Origin of the sequence: Methanoregula sp. (assembly GCF_041663825.1) — an archaeon.
Lineage (GTDB): Archaea > Halobacteriota > Methanomicrobia > Methanomicrobiales > Methanospirillaceae > Methanoregula.
In genome coordinates this window covers 63,094-83,380 of sequence record NZ_JBAYLY010000004.1, presented here as the reverse complement: position 1 = coordinate 83,380, position 20,287 = coordinate 63,094, and the positions used below count along the sequence as shown (strand labels likewise).

Annotated in this window: 25 protein-coding genes; 17 read left to right on the top strand and 8 right to left on the bottom strand. The window is 48.8% G+C overall.

Translation table 11 applies throughout. The annotated features are described in order from the left end of the window. Positions 1-277: 277 nt before the first annotated feature. Both WCX19_RS03160 and WCX19_RS03155 read right to left on the bottom strand, forming a co-directional pair. The gene (locus WCX19_RS03160; protein ID WP_373004863.1) at positions 278-712 is read right to left on the bottom strand and encodes a hypothetical protein; all 435 of its coding nucleotides are present in this window, start codon (positions 710-712) and stop codon (positions 278-280) included. Between the two features lie 123 nt (positions 713-835). Beyond that, complete coding sequence (locus tag WCX19_RS03155) at positions 836-1,468, bottom strand: hypothetical protein (RefSeq protein WP_373004860.1); 633 nt, start codon at positions 1,466-1,468, stop codon at positions 836-838. 150 nt (positions 1,469-1,618) lie between these two features. Between WCX19_RS03155 and WCX19_RS03150 the strand changes: the two genes are divergently transcribed. The 6 genes from WCX19_RS03150 to WCX19_RS03125 all read left to right on the top strand — a co-directional run bounded on the left by WCX19_RS03150 (position 1,619) and on the right by WCX19_RS03125 (position 6,556). After that, the gene (locus tag WCX19_RS03150) at positions 1,619-1,870 is read left to right on the top strand and encodes a hypothetical protein (RefSeq protein ID WP_373004857.1); all 252 of its coding nucleotides are present in this window, start codon (positions 1,619-1,621) and stop codon (positions 1,868-1,870) included. 11 nt (positions 1,871-1,881) lie between these two features. After that, complete coding sequence (locus WCX19_RS03145) at positions 1,882-2,331, top strand: hypothetical protein (RefSeq protein WP_373004854.1); 450 nt, start codon at positions 1,882-1,884, stop codon at positions 2,329-2,331. Positions 2,332-2,435: 104 nt separating this feature from the next. Beyond that, positions 2,436-4,019, top strand: coding sequence for a zinc-ribbon domain-containing protein (locus tag WCX19_RS03140; RefSeq protein ID WP_373004852.1), 1,584 nt, complete (start codon positions 2,436-2,438; stop codon positions 4,017-4,019). 228 nt (positions 4,020-4,247) lie between these two features. Continuing rightward, the gene (locus tag WCX19_RS03135) at positions 4,248-4,802 is read left to right on the top strand and encodes an NAD-dependent epimerase/dehydratase family protein (RefSeq protein ID WP_373004979.1); all 555 of its coding nucleotides are present in this window, start codon (positions 4,248-4,250) and stop codon (positions 4,800-4,802) included. Further along, a complete protein-coding gene (locus WCX19_RS03130) occupies positions 4,762-5,298 on the top strand; it encodes an NAD-dependent epimerase/dehydratase family protein (protein WP_373004850.1) in 537 nt (178 codons plus the stop codon). The genes WCX19_RS03135 and WCX19_RS03130 overlap by 41 nt, the downstream gene beginning before the upstream one ends. Positions 5,299-5,707: 409 nt before the next feature. Further along, complete coding sequence (locus WCX19_RS03125) at positions 5,708-6,556, top strand: ABC transporter permease (RefSeq protein ID WP_373004847.1); 849 nt, start codon at positions 5,708-5,710, stop codon at positions 6,554-6,556. A gap of 56 nt (positions 6,557-6,612) precedes the next feature. On the opposite strand, the gene WCX19_RS03120 is transcribed toward WCX19_RS03125, so the two are convergent. From WCX19_RS03120 to WCX19_RS03100, 5 genes are all read right to left on the bottom strand, one after another. Continuing rightward, the gene (locus WCX19_RS03120; protein ID WP_373004977.1) at positions 6,613-7,002 is read right to left on the bottom strand and encodes a putative toxin-antitoxin system toxin component, PIN family; all 390 of its coding nucleotides are present in this window, start codon (positions 7,000-7,002) and stop codon (positions 6,613-6,615) included. A 16-nt stretch (positions 7,003-7,018) separates the two neighbouring features. After that, positions 7,019-7,294, bottom strand: coding sequence for a hypothetical protein (locus WCX19_RS03115; protein WP_373004844.1), 276 nt, complete (start codon positions 7,292-7,294; stop codon positions 7,019-7,021). 248 nt (positions 7,295-7,542) lie between these two features. Then, positions 7,543-7,698: a hypothetical protein gene (locus WCX19_RS03110; RefSeq protein ID WP_373004842.1), complete on the bottom strand. Its 156-nt coding sequence runs from the start codon at positions 7,696-7,698 to the stop codon at positions 7,543-7,545. Positions 7,699-7,752: 54 nt separating this feature from the next. Further along, a complete protein-coding gene (locus WCX19_RS03105) occupies positions 7,753-8,253 on the bottom strand; it encodes an ATP-binding protein (RefSeq protein ID WP_373004839.1) in 501 nt (166 codons plus the stop codon). A gap of 587 nt (positions 8,254-8,840) precedes the next feature. Beyond that, the gene (locus WCX19_RS03100) at positions 8,841-9,314 is read right to left on the bottom strand and encodes a hypothetical protein (RefSeq protein ID WP_373004836.1); all 474 of its coding nucleotides are present in this window, start codon (positions 9,312-9,314) and stop codon (positions 8,841-8,843) included. An 840-nt stretch (positions 9,315-10,154) separates the two neighbouring features. Here WCX19_RS03100 and WCX19_RS03095 point away from each other — a divergent pair. From WCX19_RS03095 to WCX19_RS03080, 4 genes are all read left to right on the top strand, one after another. Further along, positions 10,155-10,412, top strand: coding sequence for a hypothetical protein (locus WCX19_RS03095; RefSeq protein WP_373004833.1), 258 nt, complete (start codon positions 10,155-10,157; stop codon positions 10,410-10,412). 6 nt (positions 10,413-10,418) lie between these two features. Continuing rightward, positions 10,419-11,690 (top strand): UDP-glucose/GDP-mannose dehydrogenase family protein, encoded by a 1,272-nt coding sequence (locus WCX19_RS03090; RefSeq protein WP_373004830.1) that lies wholly within the window; start codon positions 10,419-10,421, stop codon positions 11,688-11,690. A 40-nt stretch (positions 11,691-11,730) separates the two neighbouring features. Then, complete coding sequence (galU, locus tag WCX19_RS03085; RefSeq protein WP_373004827.1) at positions 11,731-12,609, top strand: UTP--glucose-1-phosphate uridylyltransferase GalU; 879 nt, start codon at positions 11,731-11,733, stop codon at positions 12,607-12,609. Positions 12,610-12,729: 120 nt separating this feature from the next. Continuing rightward, on the top strand, positions 12,730-13,626 hold the full coding sequence (locus WCX19_RS03080; RefSeq protein ID WP_373004825.1) for an NAD-dependent epimerase/dehydratase family protein: 897 nt from the start codon (positions 12,730-12,732) through the stop codon (positions 13,624-13,626). 627 nt (positions 13,627-14,253) lie between these two features. Here WCX19_RS03080 and WCX19_RS03075 read toward each other — a convergent pair. After that, positions 14,254-14,472 (bottom strand): hypothetical protein, encoded by a 219-nt coding sequence (locus WCX19_RS03075; RefSeq protein ID WP_373004822.1) that lies wholly within the window; start codon positions 14,470-14,472, stop codon positions 14,254-14,256. A gap of 157 nt (positions 14,473-14,629) precedes the next feature. Here WCX19_RS03075 and WCX19_RS03070 point away from each other — a divergent pair, with 157 nt between their 5' ends. The 7 genes from WCX19_RS03070 (at position 14,630) to WCX19_RS03040 (ending at position 20,285) form a co-directional block, all read left to right on the top strand. Beyond that, complete coding sequence (locus tag WCX19_RS03070) at positions 14,630-15,886, top strand: polysaccharide ABC transporter ATP-binding protein (RefSeq protein ID WP_373004818.1); 1,257 nt, start codon at positions 14,630-14,632, stop codon at positions 15,884-15,886. Between the two features lie 131 nt (positions 15,887-16,017). Beyond that, positions 16,018-16,755 (top strand): class I SAM-dependent methyltransferase, encoded by a 738-nt coding sequence (locus tag WCX19_RS03065; RefSeq protein WP_373004815.1) that lies wholly within the window; start codon positions 16,018-16,020, stop codon positions 16,753-16,755. Between the two features lie 12 nt (positions 16,756-16,767). Continuing rightward, positions 16,768-17,586 (top strand): transketolase, encoded by an 819-nt coding sequence (locus WCX19_RS03060; RefSeq protein ID WP_373004812.1) that lies wholly within the window; start codon positions 16,768-16,770, stop codon positions 17,584-17,586. 11 nt (positions 17,587-17,597) lie between these two features. Next, entirely contained in the window at positions 17,598-18,548 is a 951-nt protein-coding gene (locus WCX19_RS03055; RefSeq protein ID WP_373004809.1) for a transketolase family protein, read from the top strand. A 3-nt stretch (positions 18,549-18,551) separates the two neighbouring features. Then, the gene (gene fsa, locus WCX19_RS03050) at positions 18,552-19,214 is read left to right on the top strand and encodes a fructose-6-phosphate aldolase (protein WP_373004806.1); all 663 of its coding nucleotides are present in this window, start codon (positions 18,552-18,554) and stop codon (positions 19,212-19,214) included. Continuing rightward, the gene (locus WCX19_RS03045; protein ID WP_373004803.1) at positions 19,214-19,798 is read left to right on the top strand and encodes an SIS domain-containing protein; all 585 of its coding nucleotides are present in this window, start codon (positions 19,214-19,216) and stop codon (positions 19,796-19,798) included. The genes fsa and WCX19_RS03045 overlap by 1 nt, the downstream gene beginning before the upstream one ends. Next, positions 19,791-20,285, top strand: a complete 495-nt coding sequence (locus tag WCX19_RS03040; RefSeq protein WP_373004800.1) for a KdsC family phosphatase — start codon at positions 19,791-19,793, stop codon at positions 20,283-20,285. Before WCX19_RS03045 ends, WCX19_RS03040 begins: the two co-directional genes overlap by 8 nt. The last annotated feature ends 2 nt before the right edge of the window (positions 20,286-20,287 follow it).

Below are 20,287 nucleotides of genomic sequence, written 5' to 3'. Positions count from 1 at the left end.
TGTGCAGCAGTATTGACGATCATTATCTCCCGGGTTTTTTTAATTTTTGCACTGGAATTAAACCAGATGTACTATAATCAAATGTCGTTTAAATAGGCAGGGCAATCAGATCCGCTCACTGCCCGACATTATACTCTTAAAAAAAATTGCAATACCACCCTGGCTGTTATACGGGTATCACCACGACCGGCCCGGAGTCGGCCCGGCGGGTCAACAGGTTTGTCCCGGGTACCCGGAATCGCGGCAAGAAATTCAAAGCCTCTTTTTTAGCTCTGATTCATTCCACCCGGTACCCGCGCTCTATAAGATATGTCCTGCGGCGCTCCTCTGCATCCAAAAAAGATTCCGGGATAATTTTTTCTGCCTGTTCCCAGTTAGCACGCAAAGCGGGATCCTCTGAATGCAGGTTGTGGGTCCCGGTGACCGTCCCAAGAGGATTTCCTGCAGGATCAAAGATTCGCATGATCACGCACCTGTAGAACTTGCATTGTGCCGGGCTGTCGCCATGGATAGTGCATCGCAGAAGATTCCCCTCCGGACGGAGGAACCGGCAGGCATGAGGATGTTCATCCGGAAAGGTGTGATCGCAGAAGAGCATCCGTTTGTCCTCATCAATGCGGGCTACAAACGGCGTACCGGTCGAAACAGATTCACAGGCAAACTCAAACTGGCCAATCTGGTGATCGATGACAATATAGTCACCAAGATACATGCAGCACGTTCCGCATTGCCGGCAGGTAAAAACCATGTACAACCTCCATCGGGACTTCGGATACTCTGTTGTAAGATACTACCGGAAAATCATCAGTGTTCATCTGCTAATAAATACGATAGACTACCGGATCTTGTCTGCCGCAGTCTGTGCCAGTGCCTTTAAGGTTTCAAAATCCGTCGTTGTGCCACCCATGGTCAGTTCTTCGTAGACATCTTTTTTGGTAAAGATAATCGAGTACGTAGATAACGACGGGGAACGGGAGTTATCAGTCATCCGGTACGCAAACGTCCGGTCACCTGTTTTAGGGCAGGGAAGTTCGTAGATTGTTGTCGTTTCGGGATTATAAGAGTCAATGGAGTCCTTTTTGAGATCATATACCTTTTTCATGTTTGCCAGTGGGTAGAGGTAAATAACCTGTCGGAGTCCGGTCATGTCATATTTTTCTTCGTTTATTCGGTAATACGTAACCGTATATCCGGCTCTCCAACCTAAATCGTGAGATATCGGGCTCATTTCCATGTACGTGAGGTCAGACCGTGATTTGAGGATGTAATCAGACGGGATATCGGATGGCTGAAGGGCCATCTGAGATACTGATACCGTCGAAACCGGGCTCTCTGTCGTTGGTATCGGGACCGGTGTCGGAGTCGGGATCGGTGCCGGTACGGGATCCGGGAAAATTGATGATAGACAGCCTGCACTGACAAGTACTGCGGCAAGAACTGCACAGAGAATTGCAGATCCAGTATACATAAGGTACGATTGATAATATCAGATTAAATCCTTGTCGGGGAGAGTGCCAGTTCGCAACCACGGGAATCATGAGTGGGGTACCTCTTTTTTATACGAAGGAGGCACCCTCCAGCCTGAACCAAAAGAGGGGGGTCAGGGTACCTCTCCATTTTGGGAGAGGGGGTACCCCCCTTTGCAGAAATATCCAGTACAATATTAATGCCGTCGGAAATTTACAGGAAAGGATTGCTTGTTTTTGATGGAGCCGGGGAGGGCTACCCCCTCATCTTTGCCGAGGGTGGGGGTGGCTCTCTTTTTTTAAAAGGGGGACAATTCCCCACAGGGCGGATCAAAAAAATTCAGGATCTCCCAACAACAAGATTACACAAACACTTTATTCCTGACAGAAGAACCATCCCATAAGGTGAAAAATAATGCCAGCAGGTAGTATTGCGATGCTTGATGTGGATCACCACATCCATCTGATTCCTTCAGGAAGGGTGCTGATGCTCAGTATCGAACATTCCGCTATTAAAAAAGTGGAAACCGAGCGGTTTGAGATCTCCTGCATCATCCGGCTTAATGCGGAAGGAGAATCTCACCAGTTCGAAGATGTCATCCGGTTTTCCTTTGCTGCGGCACGGATGCCCGATCAGAAGATGATGACGGAACTGACCTTTGTCCAGAATCACATTATTAAAGACATATTTGACCAGGAATTGTCCGGGGAACTGTGCGACTGTGCTCCCGATGACCCTCTCGCAAAGGAATGCGGGGTTTCATTATCCTCCCTTATAAAGATGCGAATGCTTGCATCTATAACGCTTAAAGAAGTACTTTCCGACAACGGTGCCTTTCCGGATTCGATGGTATTTACCCGGTAAATATAATGTATACCTCTGACCACAAGTCTGGAAGAGAATACCGACAAATATCTTTTTCTCGGCAGACATCCCACTGTTGAAAGTATAGTGGGAGGGGGAGTAGTATGGATGATCCAGAATTACAAGGTGACGAACAGTTTCTCATACGGACACAGGGTGTCCATGTAAAATCAGGTTCGTTTGAGGCAATACTCACCAACAAACGAATTATCCTCGTTGACAGGGAAAAAAATATCCTGACCCCAAAAGAGATCCCGCTTGCTACGATCCAGTCCGTGGCTTCAGGAGAGAACGCAATCCGGGATCTGGTAATCACTCTGGGGCTCATCACAAAGACCGGGGGAACACGACAGATGGTGCTGACCTTCTTCCGTGAAGGCGGTGGAAACCGGATTAAGGAACGTGATGAATGGGTCCGGCAGATCCGGGCACATCTCACCCCATCGTTTGAGCAGGGGATCCGAAAGGTTATCCCGGGATCAGAGATGCCGCCAACTGAGCAGAATCCGGTTCTGCCTCCTGTATCAGAGACCCCCGGGTCATCTCCAACAGCAAAAAAAATCGTGGACTATTCACCGGAACCCGGGCGGGCCCCACCGGCCACCTCACCAGCGTCCGAATGCGCATTTGGCATCTATTGTACCCGATGCGGTACGAAGGTACCGGAGGGTTCCGGTTTCTGCAACAAGTGCGGTACACGGATTATACTTCCGGGTGAGAGTCCAGAAGCACCGGTTTTGACTCTAGCACCCTCCATCCCCGTATCCCCGGCACCAAAAGAGCGCCCGCTCGATCGGGATATCCAGTCTATCGAACCCCTCATAGAGAAATCCCCCCTAATCGTTCCCCGCGATCCCCTCCGCTCCGTTCCCCCCGTACCTGAAGTTAGACAACCCGAACCTCCTGCACAGGCTGCGACCGAAACACCTGTTGTCACGGAACAACCTTCCGTCACAGCAGTACCCCCGGCTGCCCCCCAAACACCTCTCGTTACGGAACAACCTTCCGCCACAGCAGTACCCCCGGCTGCATCCCAGGAAAAGAAACAGTTTATACCCCGGCTCTTCTCACCAAAAGACCTGCCCCCCACCCCGCTTGTTCCCTCATCTATGCCCACCGCAGTTTCACCCCCACCAAAAAAACCCGCAAACAAGAAGAAGATCTTACTTGCGGCCGGTATTATCGTGATTATTCTTATCGCTGTGGTTGCAGTGGTCGTTGTCCTGCCGAAAATGGGATCACTTGGGAATATACTCCCCGGTTCAAACGGATCTGCTTCATCCACAACACCTATTGCACCCACGGTTACCACCAAATCCTCAAGCAGTGCCAGTACCACGGTTGTGGCAGCGACACATACGCCGGTTGCCATTCCACAAACCGGGGTCTATGTGTACGTAAATTACATCGGCGGATGGAAAGGTACATACGGGATATCGGATAGCCAGCTGACGGAAACAAATTCCGGGGAGAGGATCCGGCCAGTGATGGATGCAACAGGTGCTGTAGCAACAGGTACAGTGACGGCCTCCTTCTGGAAACTGGACGGCTCCAGTCATGCGATTACCGTATCGATTTATAAGGATGGCAAGGTACTTACCAGCAGCAACAGTATCGCCCCTTACGGCAAAGTGACGCTCTCCGTTGACACGACTACGGGGGTCGCACAGCAACCGGTGGTTAGTTGAAACAGCGATACAACAGCAAAAATCACAACCGTGAGCACCACGACGGGTGCCATGAAATAATTTTTGCCTGTCGCTGATTCCTTCGTCTCCTATAACGGAAGATACAATCAGGAGGGGTTACATTTTTTTGTTCCATCAACTCTTTTCAACAATATTTTAAAGGTCAATTTACACAAATGTAGAATTGCAAAGGTCTATGCAACGACCTCTTAAGCAAGCAATACAAACCTGGCGGACCGCGAGGAACCGTATCATACGCTCTGCGATGCGATTTTCAATTCCCTTAAGGCGGCCGATGAGAGTATTCTACAAGGCCCCGACAAAAAAATCTTCATTACTGGCGAGGCAGGGTTCTTTGGCTCTCGGGTAGTTAAGGAGCTTCTGCAGAAAGGAGTTGGAAAAGAAAATGTTGCTATCCCCCAAAGCCATGAGATTGATCTGCGGGTCTGGGAGAACTGCGCCGGTGTGGTAAAGGATTCGGATATCGTTATCCACCTTGCCGCACGGGTCGGCGGAATCGGATACAACCAGGCTTGTCCCGCCCAGCTTTTCTACGAGAATGCAATCATGGGTATCCAGTTGATCGAAGCCTCCCGACAGGAGGATGTTGGGAAGTGTGTGATCGTCGGGACCATATGTGCGTACCCCTGGTTCACCCCGGTGCCATTTAAGGAAAACAACCTCTGGAACGGGTATCCGGAAGAGATATATGCCCCTTATGGGCTTGTAAAAAAGATGCTGCTTGTCCAAGTCCCAGGCATACCGGCAGCAGTACGGTTTTAACTCCATCTATCTTTTGCCGGTCAACCTGTACGGGCCCGGGGACAATTTTGATCCGACAAGTTCACATGTCATTCCGGCACTCATAAAAAGGTTTATCGATGCAAAACACAACAACGAGCAATCGGTTGATGTCTGGGGTACGGGCGCTGCATCACGGGAATTTTTGTATGACGATGCTGCCGCTCATGGGCTTGTCCTTGCGGCAGAGCGGTATAATAAATCAGAGCCGGTGAACCTTGGATCCGGGATGGAGATCAGGATCCGGGATCTGGTCTCCCTTATTCAGGAGTTACCCGGGTTTTCCGGAGAGATCCGGTGGGATACTTCAAAACCCGACGGCCAGCCCAAGCGGTCTCTTGATGTGAGCCGGGCCAGAGCTGAGTTCGGGTTTGAAGCCCAGATGCCGTTTAAGGAAGGTCTGAAGCGGACGATCTCGTGGTACGAAGCACATCGTACTGAACACGGCAGGTTCCATGAGGCCGGGGATCATTGCTGAGAAATTGCCGATATGCAGGAACCCCCCGGTCAAACTCATGACTATGACACATCTGCTTTTTGTGTGCTGAATGATGGCTCCTTTACACACGACATTTATACGGAATTTTTTCTGGCTAATCTGGTAAACACGGGATGGCGGGATATTTTGGGAATTAGGGACTCTTTGTCGGTATAAACCCGACCCTAAAAATTTACATTCAAACCATGAAATCCGGTAAAACCTGGGGTGAGTTCCCCCCCTTCATGTGCACTGCAGGAAAGAGTTTTTGTGGGATGATTTTATTGTATCTCCGAGATATGATCAACCGCCGCTGAGCTCATAGTACATGAATGCTTGCGGATTCTGCATCCCTCTTCAAATCACCAGACTATAAGTAATGCAAAAACAAATTTGATGGTAACTTCTTATGGTCTCGACACCTCCCACTCAGGAATCCACCGTGCCGACCCTCATCATCCGCCCGCCGCGGAAGTGGGTGCCGGTCGACCTGCATGAGCTCTGGGCATACCGGGAACTGGTCACCTCGTTTACGCTCCGCGACATAAAACTCCGGTACAAGCAGACCGGTCTCGGGATTGCATGGGCGGTCCTCCAGCCGCTCTTAACGATGGTGATCTTCACGGTCTTTTTCGGAGGGCTTGCAAAGATCCCGTCCGATGGGGTGCCGTATCCGCTCTTTGTGCTGGCGGCGCTTCTCCCCTGGACGCTCTTTGCCGAAGGGTTGACGCGGTCCACGACAAGCATGGTAACGAATGCAAACATTATGACCAAAGTGTACTTCCCGCGCCTGATAATGCCGCTTTCGAGTATTATTTCGCCTCTCGTGGATTTCGCGGTCTCCTTTATCATCCTGATTGCGATGATGGTCTACTACGGCTATGCACCGACGCTTAACATCATCTTTCTTCCGCTCTTCCTCCTGCTTGCATTGGCAACATCGCTTGGGGTCGGGCTCTGGCTATCAGCGCTCAACGTCAAGTACCGGGATTTCCAGTACACGGTTCCATTCCTCATCCAGATTGGAATGTTTGCCTCGCCGGTTGTATATGCATCAAGCCTTGTGCCGGAATCGCTGCGGGTCTGGTACGGCCTCAATCCTATGGCGGGCGTGATCGAAGGGTTCCGCTGGGCGCTTCTGGGTTCCGGTACGCCAAGCGCGATGGTGCTCGTCTCGGTGGGTATGGTCATCGTGCTGCTTGTCTCCGGGATGTTTTACTTCCGGAGGATGGAGCAGTACTACGCGGATATTGTGTGATTAAAAAATCCCAACTAAATCCCAACTAAATCCCAACTAAAACAGCGACAATCTTTTTATAGATTATTCATTTCTGACAGGAACTGGGCCGGTGTCATGACCATCACGCCCGATTCTCTGAAATGCCGGATGTTTCCTGTTACGACGGGCACGTTTGCATGGTGCGATACTTCAATAAACGGAAGATCTCCGGGATCCGGAACCGTTACGTTCAATGGTACTGGCGAGATAAAGAGACCTTCTTTTTTTATAAATGAGATAATTTCGTGTATCGCATCTTTCGGGAACGAGAACGTTTCTCTTCCCATCACATCAGCATATTCAGAATATATCCGTACATCGAGGATAATTATAACATTACCATTAATTACGAGGTCAAGAATCCGGGCCGGGGCGCCGAGTGGTGAGAGCAGCCCGGATACAAGCACATTGGTATCAAGGACGATATGCGGTACTCCCGTGTTACCGCCCCTTACGTGACTGGCGGATCTCGGCTGCTATGTCCTCATCCGAAAGTTCATTAAGTCCTTTCTTTTGGGCGTATAAACGGAGCTTTTCCAGTGCAGCACCCGCACGGCCCCTCCGGATTGCAGACAGTGTCTCTTCAACATCCGCTCCGGCAGCAATGACAATGGCCCGGGGTTTTCCGTTTACAGTGATCACGGATTCGTCACTACCCGGTCCTTCCCAGAGGCGTGCAGGATTTGAGCGTATCTCGCGACTTGTAATAAATTTCATATGAGATCTCCTTTTATGACATCTGATGTGTCCTGCATTATATCATACATATCTCCCAAATAAAAGTTTGTATCGGTATAAGAACTAATATGAGGATTTCACCAGAACTGGAGAATGAGTAACTGGTGTCGGGTACAGGTTTTTTTTAGAATTTTGATGATAAACGAGGAATTCGGGAATCCCGGATCAGTCATGATGGGGAATTAAAAAAAGATCTCTTCTGGTCTCCCTTGAAAAAAAAGCAGGAATCAGGTGCCGGGAATGTCCGGCCGCTGCAACCATTTCCAGAGGGGGATGTACTGGATGTCACCCTTAATGCCGAACCATTCTTCAGTCTTTGTCTGGTCATCGTCCATGGTCAGGATAATACGTTTTTTGCAGGCGCAATCCCGGCCTGCGATCAAAAGCGCGTTCTCCTCACGGTGTCGTGTCTTTTCGTCCGTCAGATCGGTACAGACCTAGATCAGTGCGACCACCTTCCCGCTCTTATGGAGAACAAAATCAACTTCCTGCTGGTTTGCATTCTTCCAGTAATAGAGATTCATTGTGCCTGCCAGTTCGAGTTTGTGGAGTGCAATTGCTACCAGGTTTTCCATAAGGTGCCCGTCATTATGGGAAAACCGGAAGCCCTTGGCCATGACAAATCCGTCATCGATACAATAGCATTTCCGGTTTGTAATCACCTGTTCCTTTACTTTGTACGAGAATCTCGAGACGGAAAAAAAGAGAAATGCCTCTTCGAGATAATCAAGATATTTTCGTACAGTCTGGTCGCTTTTGCATTCGGTTACCTGTGTAAGGCAGTGCACAGAATATTCTCCCGCAACGTTGGAACAGAGGTACTGGGCAAGATCACCCAACCCTTGAGGAGACCTGACTTGGTAGCGCCGGATAATATCCTTGTACACCACTGCTTCGAAGAGCCGAAGGAGGGTTCCCCACCCCGAAGGCCCCTCCACGTCACGGCAGTTTATTTCAGGAGGGTGTCCCTTTCTGGTGCGGCAGCACATTTTGGGACTGATCCCCCGGATCTGGGATCCCAGGCCGAATCATCATATTCGCGTTCTGTCAGACCCACGTCTGGTCCCGCCTTCCGGGAAAATCCGGTTGCTGGAACAGTGCTATTAGGTGCACAGCCACTCCGACGTGAAAATGCCTTTTATAACCTGAATTCCTGCCTGTTTTGAGCACATGAGTGCCTCCCGGTTGAAAAAATGAGGTAATCGGGCCTCAAAACGGGCACGGAATACCCGGTCTGATCATGGATCCAGAGCAGATGCCCGCCAGTACACCATAAAAATCTCCGAGGTAAAATCTCTCCTATGCTCACCGGAGCCTCATATCAGCGTTCTGTTGGATCCACGTCCGCCAGCACCTTTCCGAAAAACCCGGGTGCTGGAACAGTGCTATTGGGTGCTCAGCCGCTTCGTCGTGAAAATGTCTTTTATAACCTGAATTCGTGCGTATTTTGGGCTCATGAATGCTTCCCGGTTGAAAAAGTAAGGTGATCTGGCCTTAAAACGGGCCCGGAATACCCGGTCTCAGATCATGATAACGCAGGGTGATCCCCCTCGTGCTCTCCGACCGGTACCTTCCCGGGTGGTGAGATCGAAGGTGTCACTATCCCGGCTCCCTCCCCATCTGGTTTTACGGCATTCTTGGGATCGGGTGTATGGGGTGTGCCGTCTGCTGACAGTTCCACAATATCAGTCTCATCGATGCGGAAGAATCGCCATCGCCCGTTCCGGTTGTACCACCAGATCTCCCGCGAGACCTGTCCCCCGCATGGCAGCTGTCGGACCAGGCAGACCAGGTCGCCGGATTCCGCTACAAGGTCCGGCAACGGCGCGCAGAGCCGCTGTGCTCTCCGTATTATTACCGCAGCAAATGTTCCCGGGCTTGTGATAATAAGGTCGAACAGGGTATCCGGTCCCGGCTCGATCATGTGGACCGTGCCCCGGCGTCGTGCAACCGGTTCTGCAATTCCCCTCCCTAAATCCGGGTGCCGGCCCCGGCTCATGGGAATCTCCTCCTTCTTTTACCGGTAACGATCCGTATGTTTGGGTGAAGCCGGAACGGGCGGAGATCTCCTCCGGAACCGGCAGGGTTTTTGGTTCCCGGATTTCCGGTGTACACTCTCTCTGGATTTCCGCGATCCTATAGTGCGGATATTTCAGTCTCCTACTCCGGATAAGGCTGATGCAGCCCTGGGCATCGATCGCGAAATCGACCGGGATTTTTTCTCTCGTTTCTATAGTGACGAGATCAAATCCCCATGCCGCCGATTTTTGCTTTACCCCGCCGATCACAACGACCGACCGGTATCCCCGGGTCATCCGGCATCACCTGCCGCAAGATCCGGTGCCGGTTTTTCCCAAGGGGAATTTGCCGATCCCGGTCTGTGATCTTGTCGCTGTACTACCGTCTGCCGGTATTTCGCTGTACATTCTAACCGATGGTCATTTGTAATATTCTGGACCTGCATAGCACTCAGGTTTGATCGTCCACCTGTGTCCCTGTCCGAGTCCCGGCTGATTTGTGTCTTTTTTTCTGGTGTCACGGTTTTTTCCTGCCATATGCCGGGCGTTTCCCGGGGGAGCGAAAGCATCCGCTATCCGCTGGTACGATCAGAGGAAGAGTTTTTGCGCTTGGTCATCCCCCGGGCAGTTCCCGGTCGTCAGGCACATATCGCGTTGATCCTTTTGATATATCTGCGTGACTGAAGCAAAGGGGGAATCTTTTATAAATCGGTATGAGTCTTGTACCACCTGCAATTATTTACTATGCCCCCTTTAGGAGATGAAACTTTAATTCATGATTATCGCATACCATTAATAGAATCACAGGAACTCTCATCCTTATGTCCTCCAACCCTCCCGCCATCCGCGTCAGCCACTTAAGCAAGCAATACAAATTTGGCAGACCTCAGGAACTGTATCATACGCTCCGCGATGGTATTGTAAATTCTCTAAAGGCACCGATGAAGGTATTCCATAAGGAGCCACCGGTGGAAGAATTCTGGGCGCTGAAGAATGTGTTTTTTAATGTGGAGCAGGGCAAGGTTGTCAGGTTCATCGGGAATAATGGTGCTGGATCACAAGGGAATCAGGGGAACTGAATTTCTATGAAAATCTCTATTGTCGGCGGGGGCTATGTCGGTCTCGTAACCGGAACGTGTTTTGCGAAACTCGGGCACGATGTAACCCTCATTGAGATAGACCCGGAGAAAGTCCGGGCGATCAACAAAGGGATGCCCCCGATCTTTGAAAACGGTCTGGAGAACCTGCTCAAACAGAATGCCGGCAAAAGAATCCACGCGAGTACCGGGTATGAATCTGTTACATCAGCGGAAATTGTCTTTATCAGTGTAGGCACTCCGCCAAAACCGGATGGCAGCGCGAACCTTTCGTATATAGAATCCGCGAGCACGTCCATCGGCGAATCATTAAAAAACACCTCTGCTTATTGCGTTGTCGTTGTAAAAAGTACGGTTCCCCCGGGCACCACGGAAAAAATTGTACGGCCTGCGGTTCTTCGGGCAGCCGGTAAAACCGAAGAAGAGATCGGTTTTGCAATGAATCCCGAGTTTCTCCGTGAGGGCCGGGCCGTTGAGGATTTCCTGCACCCGGATCGCATCGTGATTGGCAGCAGTGATCCACGTGCAGGCAACCGGGTAGCTGAAGTGTATCAGGATATCGAGGCACCGGTCCTTAGAACGGGTCTCACTGCGGCAGAGATGATCAAGTATACCTCAAATGCATTTCTTGCCACCAAGATTTCGTTCTCCAATGAAATCGGGAATATCTGTAAAAACCTGGGTATCGATGTATATGAAGTGATGAAAGGAGTGGGACTCGATCCCCGTATCGGGCCGCTCTTCCTCAATGCTGGAGCCGGTTTTGGTGGGAGCTGTTTTCCAAAGGATGTTTCGGCCCTTGTTTCCCTTGCAAAAGATGCTGGTGAAGATCTGATTCTGCTACGATCCGTTCTAGATGTCAACGAGCGGCAGCCGCATCGGATGGTTGTATATCTTGAAAACCGGTTGGGTAGTGTATTTGGCAAGCGCATTGCCGTTCTCGGGCTTGCGTTCAAGGATAATACCGATGATATCCGGGATTCCCGTGCGATCCCGGTGATCCAGGATCTCCTCGATAAAGGCGCGCATGTTGCAGCCTATGATCCCATGGCTGGTCCCGTGATGCAGAATGTGTTTCCCTCTATTGAGTATGCATCATCTGCTGCTGATGCGCTCCGGGGGGCCGATGGGTGCCTGGTGATGACCGAGTGGCCGGAGTTTTCCCGGCTCGATAAGGAATTTGACCTGATGGCGCATCCGATCATTATTGAGGGGCGAAGAATTCTATCCCGTAACGGGGTTGAGGGCATATGCTGGTAACACAACAAGATAGTCTGGTAATTACGCGCGGGAGATTGAGATGAAAAGTAGCCAGAGCGTACGCAAAGTAGTCATTCCCGCAGCTGGTATGGGCACACGATTTTTACCCATAACAAAAGCCCAGCCAAAGGAGATGCTTCCGGTTGTGGATAAACCGGTAATCCAGTACGTTGTTGAGGAGGCGATCCAGTCCGGGGTTGAGGATATCCTCATCATCACGGGTAGGAACAAGCGTGCCATTGAGGATCACTTCGACCGGTGCTTTGAGCTCGAATCCAAGTTCAACAACTATGAAAAAAACCAATTTTCTGAAGCCCTCAAATCGCTCTCGGATTTCCCGGATATCCATTTCATTCGCCAGCGGGAGCAGAGGGGTCTTGGTGATGCCGTGCTTCATGCCGAGAAGCACTGCGATAACGAACCGTTTGCCGTACTGCTTGGTGACACGATCTGTCTCTCGCCAAAAAATGTGAGTCCCTGCACCCGCCAGATGATAGATGCCTATGATCACTATCAACGATCGATTATTGCGGTGGAACCGGTACTGAAGAACAAGATTAAGGATTACGGGATTATCGATGGCCGGGAGATCGCGAAAGGCATCTATGAGATTAATGACATCATAGAAAAGCCGGCGCCGGAAAATGCCCCCTCAAATCTCGGCGCGATTGGGAGATATATCCTGACACCGGATATCTTCCCGCTGCTGCATGAGGGAACTCCGGGTGTTGGGGGGGAGATCCAGCTCACTGATGCACTCCGAAAACTGGATAAACCCCTGGGTCTTGTCACCAACTGCCGGCGCTACGATATCGGTGACAAACTTGGCTGGATGAAATCCAGCATCGAACTCACGCTCGAACGCGAGGAGTTTGCTGCGGAACTCCGACCGTTCTTATCCCAACTTTTAAAAAAGTGATTCACCATGACCTTTGACCCACAGGAAGAACTCAGTGTGATACAGAAAAACCTTGGCGACATCTCGTTTGAAGACAAACGGGTGCTTGTCACCGGGGGTGCGGGTTTTCTCGGCTCCTAGATGTGCGAGACCCTGATAAACTCCGGTGCATATGTCACCTGCATCGACAATTTTGCGAGCGGACAGAAAGCAAACATACAATCCCTCATGGATAACGAGCGGTTCCGGTTTATCGAGCACAATATTTCAACACCGCTTCCAATTGACACTCCCTTGGACTATGTCTTCCACATGGCAAGCCGTGCGTCGCCGTTTGAGTTTGAGCACTACCCGATTCAGATCCTCAAGGCGAATACGATGGGGGTGCTTGTCGCACTTGGCATCGCAAAAAAGCACCATGCGCGGTTCGTCTACACTTCAACAAGCGAGGTGTACGGGAACCCCGATATTGTGCCGACACCGGAAACTTATCACGGGAATGTAAATCCAATTGGCCCACGTGGATGTTATGATGAAGCCAAGCGATGCGGTGAAGCATACGTGATCGCATTCCGAAGGCAGCACCATCTCAATACCCGCATTGCCCGGATCTTCAATACCTACGGTCCCCGCATCCGTACCGATGGTATTTACGGCAGGGTCATTCCCCGGTTTATCGATCAGGCACTGACCGGCAAAACGCTTACGGTTTTTGGCGATGGTTCGCAGACCCGGAGTTTTACCTACGTGACCGACCAGATCGAAGGGCTTCTCCGGCTTGCGGCACTCGATGCGGCGGAAGGTCAGGTAATTAATATCGGGAATGTGAATGAGATCACCGTGCTCGAACTGGCAAAAAAAGTGATTGCTCTTACCGGATCACACTCATCGCTTTCGTTTCATCCGCTGCCTGAAGATGATCCCCTTAGGCGCAGGCCGGATGTTACCCGCGCAAAGAAAATCCTTGGGTGGCAGCCAAAGGCTTCGCTGGATACCGGGCTTGCGCGAACTATTGAATGGATCCGGTCCGTTTCCTGAATCTTTTTATTTAGTGGAGTATCGTGCGTGTTCCGGGAAATTTCGCGGTATCATAAAAAAAATACCGGACAAAAAAAAGTTGAACGATCATTCGTTCTGGCCGGGACATCCGCCACACCCGGATCGTTTCTCTTTTTTTCCTTGGGGGTCTCTCTTGATACTCCCCAAATCCAGCCTTGTTTTGAACCCATACGGGGATGTCATCACTGGAAAAACAAGCCCGTTTTGGGCTCCGATTGTCCGATTCACTCCCCGGAAAACCCCGTAAAACGCCCGGATTTGGGTATGATTTGAAAGTCCCCAATATGAGGTTTTTTTGAGAAAATACCCTGATATCGCGCCTCGATTTTGACCCTATGATCTGGGTGAGTTTTGGTTTGGGGCATACATTGGGTCGGTTGGCATGAGATCTGCCAAGAAAAGGGCCTTGGCGGCCCGCCAATGAGGGGGTCGGAAACGGGCGATTTTTCAGGCCCGGTTTTGTTGGAAAACGAGAATTCGGGGACGGATTTCTACGACGGGGGGTTGTGAGTCCGGGTCGGGGGTCCCGGTGACTCGCCAGCGCTGAAATAGCACGCAACGCAAAAGCAGCGGAAATGAGTGCGCGACAAACGAACTCACAGCATGTCAGCCGGACATAATGACTGGCATGAAGATGTATTCAGCGGACTTGAGGATCGGTACGGTTCTGGGGGACTCTTTACGAAAGATCCAGGCAATCGATGAATTTGCTACCATCCCCACGGAAAATACATAACCGTTGTCGAACGAGCAATTCAGAAATATGGATCGATATGTCTGCTTCGTGAACAGATTATGGATCATGGCAGTGAGTTGTGCTCTCACAGGCGCGATGAAACTGGAAATTGGAGTGATAAATGCAAACAGTATCCCGATACTCATAAAATTCCTCCGATTCCTGCACAGCGTTTAAAAATCACTAGATGAAACTTTAATTCGTCATTATCGCATACCATTATAGAATACCAGGAACACTCATCTCATGTCTTCCAACCATCCCGCCATCCGTGTCAGCCACTTAAGCAAGCAATACAAACTCGGCGGACCGCAGGAACCGTATCATACGCTCCGCGATGCGATTGTCAATTCCCTCAAGGCACCACTGAAGGTATTCCACAAGACACCGCCGGTGGAAGGGTTCTGGGCTTTGAAGGATGTATCATTTGACGTGGAGCAGGGCGAGGTTGTCGGGATCATCGGGCGGAACGGAGCCGGGAAATCGACGCTGCTGAAAATCCTGTCAAGGATTACTTCGCCCACTGAAGGTACCGTTGAACTTCACGGGCGGGTTGGTTCGTTGCTGGAAGTAGGGACTGGATTCCATCCGGAGCTTACCGGCCGGGAGAATATCTATTTATCCGGTTCGATCCTTGGGATGAAGCGGCGGGAGATCGATGCCAAGCTCGATGATATAGTAAAATTTTCTGAAATTGAAAAATTCCTTGACACCCCGGTGAAGCGGTATTCAAGCGGTATGTATGTCCGGCTTGCGTTTGCGGTGGCGGCTCATTTAGAGCCGGAGATCCTGCTTGTTGATGAGGTACTTGCCGTTGGAGATGCGGCATTCCAGAAGAAATGTTTAGGGAAAATGGGGGAAGTGGCAAAAGAGGGGAGAACCGTGCTCTTCGTGAGCCATAACATGGGTGCTATAGGAGAATTGTGTTCACGAGGGATCGTTTTAACGTCTGGTATAAAAACATTTGAAGGGCAAGCTAAATTTGCTGTTGATACGTATTTAAAAGGGATAAATGATACAAAAAAATTACAAAGGACTTTTCGGTATGATGAAAACAAACCATTACAAATTTTAGCTTTGTCTGTTATCAATAATGAGGGAGAGCCTACGGAATTCTTTGATATTTCTGACACTGTTACAATAAAAATAGTATATCAAGTTAATACTCCGACGATTGGCACAAATATTATGCTCTCATTAAGTCGGAATGGTATCGAATTGGCATGTTCTTTTGATACGGACTATATTCTCCAAAATTTAGATAAAAGATCACCGGGAATTCATACTATTATTGCGAAAATACCTCGGAAGATTCTAAAGGCCGGCTATTACACGGTATCCGTGGGAACGGGAAAAATTAATGTTAGTGCATTTGAGGAATTTTCGGATATAGCACAATTTGAAATTCAGGAGTTATCTGAAGATACCTCTTTCAAGGGCTATTCTCAAAACAGGAATGGCATGATTATTTGTCCGATTTTTTGGGAGGAGTGTGTTAATTAATTATGCGAGAAATTACGTGTTATCTTTGTGGCAATACGAAATGCAGTCAGATACATAATACCGTTAGATATAATCTTTCCCCTCGACCATATCGATGCGAAAACTGCGGATTTGTTTTTTTATATCCAAAAATGACGCCCGAGGAAGAAAAAAAATTTTATGAAATTACATATCGATCTAGTTACGATAACCAGAAAGCAGATGCACTTTGGCAAAACAGTTTGCCTGAAGCAAAAAAGCGTGTTTTAAGGTTCAAGGAATTATATTCGAAAAACTCCCGTCTTTTGGAGATTGGTTGTGCATCCGGGTATTTCCTTTTCGAAGTCAAGAGTCATGTTAAAAGCGTGACCGGTCTGGAGTTAACTACCGAATATGTTGAGTACGCAAGGAGTCAAGGATTAGATGTAAAGGAGTCTTTAGATAAAATCCCGGACAATTCTTATGATCTCATTTTTATGTTTCATGTTCTCGAACATATTGATGATCCTGTTAATTTTCTCATAGAAGTTAAGAAAAAACTATCTCAAAGAGGAAAACTTATCATTGAAGTTCCAAATGTTGATGACATCTTGGTTTCGGTTTATAAAATCGAGAGTCACCTTGATTTTTATTTTGAAATTGCTCATAACTATTACTTCTCGAAATCTACCTTGAAGATTGTATTAGAAAGAGCAGGATATCAGTGCGATATTTACCCCTTACAAAGGTATGATTTATCAAATCATATGTACTGGATGCTCACTGGTAAACCTGGGGGCCAGGGGCATTTTAACTCGATCTTTTCACAATCTCTTATTGATGAGTATGAAAAAAATTTAAAAGAAAAATTCCTTTGTGATACGATATATGCGATTGCAGGAAAAACCTGAAGGTGCACTATCTTGAAACCCGATGACATTGAAAAATTAAATAACATTGCAAAGAAACTTCGAAAGGAGATTCTTCTTATGACCGCTGAAGCTGGCGGTGGGCACTACATGAGCTCGTTATCTACGGTTGAAATATTGGTGTCGCTTTATTTTTCCGAGATCCGCATTAATGTAACTAACCCGGAAGACCCTAACCGCGACCGGTTTGTTTTATCCAAAGGCCATGCAGCACCCGCATTGTATGCGATAATGGCAGAAACCGGATATTTCCCTGTTGATGAACTCAAAACATTACGAAGATGCGGGTCACGACTTCAGGGACATCCGGTAATGCATCGGTTACCTGGACTTGATACTTCATCCGGTTCGTTGGGTCAAGGGATATCTACGGCAGTTGGCATCGCACTGGCAGGAAAAATGGACAAGCGGAAATACCGGGTTTTCGTCTTGTTGGGAGATGGCGAGTGTCAGGAAGGCATTGTCTGGGAAGCTGCAATGTCGGCTGCACATTTCAAGTTGGACAATCTTATTGCGATTATCGATAAGAACAACCTCCAGATCAGCGGCCCTACGGAAAAAGTCATGTCCCTTGGCGACCTGAAAGCAAAATGGGAGGCATTCGGCTGGTCTGTTTTTAATGTAAACGGTCATGACATCCCGGATCTGCTTGCAACCTTCAAAAAGATAAAAACGGTAAAGAACAAACCTATTGCCATCATCGCTGATACAATTAAAGGATGCGGCGTTCCTTTCATCGAAAATAACCTGAAGTACCATACTGTACCGCTAAATGAAGAAGAACTCAAAAAAGCTCTTGACTGTGTGATGTGAGGACCCGGAACATGTACAACTTTTCAAAATGCAGTCACACCAGGGACGCGTACGGCAATGCTCTCGTCGCGCTTGGAGAGAAGGAGCCCCGGCTCGTTGTGCTAGACTCGGATCTCTCTGGCTCCACCAAAACAGATAAATTCGCAAAAAAATTTCCTGAACGTTTTATTGACATAGGTATTGCAGAACAGAATCTTATCGACATCGCAGCCGGGCTGTCTCTTTCAGGGAAGATCCCCTTCGTCAGCACATTTGCAATCTTTGGTTGCGGGCGGGCATGGGAACAGATAAGAAACACACTCGCTCTGGATAACCTTACCGTAAACCTTGTCATGACCCATGCGGGACTCAGTCTTGGGGGTGATGGTGCAACACACCAGAGCCTTGAAGATATCGCGATTATGCGTGTCATTCCTAATATGCAGGTAATCGTACCTGCTGACTCTGTGGAGACCGAGGAAGTCATCCGGTATGCAGCCGAAAATAAAGGCCCGAAATACATCAGGTTATCCCGACAAAGTACACTGGATGTTTTCCGACGGGGGGAATACCAGTTTGATCCATCGCAGTACCCGGTGATTGAAGAAGGATCCGATGTCACGATTTTCACCAATGGATGCATGATCCGGGAATCCCTCAAAGCCTGCTATGCATTGAAAAAAGAGGGCATCTCTATAAAAGTGATTAACCTCCACACGATAAAACCGATTTCAAAAAAGATTGTCATTGATGAAGCCAAAAAATCCGGTGGCATTGTTACCGTTGAGGAGCACAATGTTATCGGAGGTCTTGGGAGTGCGGTTGCAGAAATACTGAGCCAGTACAGACCCGTGCCTATGAGGATCATCGGCGTCAACGACCGGTTTGGCGGTTCGGGAAAGGTTGAGGAATTGTACCGTGAGCTGGATTTGACTCCCGAGCATATTATTAAGGCAGTTCATGAAGTGATGAAACTGAGGTAAAGTATGAAAATATTTCTGGATACGGCAAACATTAAGGAAATTTTACAGTATGCATTTGTCATAGATGGGGTTACTACAAACCCGACCCTGATGTCACAGGAAAAGACCGGTTACAATATTAGGGAACATATCGCAGAAATCGCAAGAATTGTTAACGGTCCCATCAGCGTTGAAACGATGAGCCAGACTGCACCAGAGATTGTCCGGGAGGCAGAAGAACTTGCGACGATCTCACCGAATGTGGTAATTAAGATCCCCATGAATGAAGCTGGACTCCAAGCAGCAAAAATACTTAGTGCCAAAAAAATAAAAACAAATGTGACCCTCATTTTTTCTGCAAATCAGGCATTTCTCGCGGCCAAAGCCGGGGCAACGTATGCTAGCATCTTTGTCGGACGACTTGACGACATTGGCCATGACGGGATAGATGTGGTCCGGGACACAATAGAGATCTACCGGCAGCATGATTTCAGTACCGAGTTAATCACAGCGAGCGTCCGTCACCCGCTGCATGTTATCAATGCGGCAAAAGCCGGATCCCATGTCATCACTATCCCACCCAAGGTTCTTTCCCTGATGTTCCGGCATAACCTGACCGATGCGGGACTGAAGAAATTCTGTGACGATTGGGCGCAACTTGCAAAGAACCAAGGACCAGGATTGTGATGAGGCACGATATTAACCAGTATATCCAGCAGCACCAAGAAATGATCCGGAAAGTTTCAGAGGATGAAGTCCTGAAAAACAAGATCTTAAAAGTTTCGGATCTCTTGGTGCATGCATATAAAAACAACAAACGTCTGTATATCTTCGGCTGTGGCGGATCTGCTGCGGACGCCCAACATATCGCTGCGGAATTCATTAACAAGATCAATTTTCCACGGCAGAGCCTCCCTGCGATTGCACTGACAACCGACACATCTATCTTGACTGCTGTCGGGAATGACGATGAGTTCTCCAACATTTTTAAGCGGCAGGTTGAAGGGCTTGTCGCAGAGCAGGATATCGTCCTTGGGATCAGTACGAGTGGGACATCGGAATCTGTCGTACGCGGACTCAAGGCTGCAAAGGAGAAAAAAGCCATTACGTTCTTTTTCACAGGTGAGTGTGTGAAAGAGATTCCCGGGGTGACCGATTACGTCATCAATGTCCCTTCAAAAAGCACACCCTCTATCCAAGAAGCACACATTATGATAGGCCATATGGTATGTACCTTCGTGGAGCGTGAGCTGTTCCATGAATATGATTGAGCGAAAAATCCACGAGGTCAAACTCTTTGCTCTGGACTTTGACGGTGTTTTTACCGATAACCGGGTATTCATCGACGAGACTGGGAGAGAGTCTGTCGTATGCGACCGGCGTGACAGTCTTGGCCTCAAGATGCTTAAGGAAAAGCGGCCCGATATAATGATTGTCGTACTCTCGAAAGAGACAAACAATGTTGTCAAGGCGAGGTGTGACAAACTGAAGATCACCTGCCGGACCGGGATTAATGATAAGCTTCCGACGTTGAAAGAGATTATTACAGAAGCGAACCTTGATCCCGAACGGGTCGCCTATATGGGCAACGATGTGAATGACCTTGAGTGTATCACATATGCAGGTATAGGAGTTGCTGTTGCTGACTCTGACCCACGGGTACTGTCAGCTGCGGATTATATCACAGGAAAAAACGGTGGCCGTGGTGCGATCCGAGAATTCATTGATATTATTTTAAACGAGATTACTACAATATAATG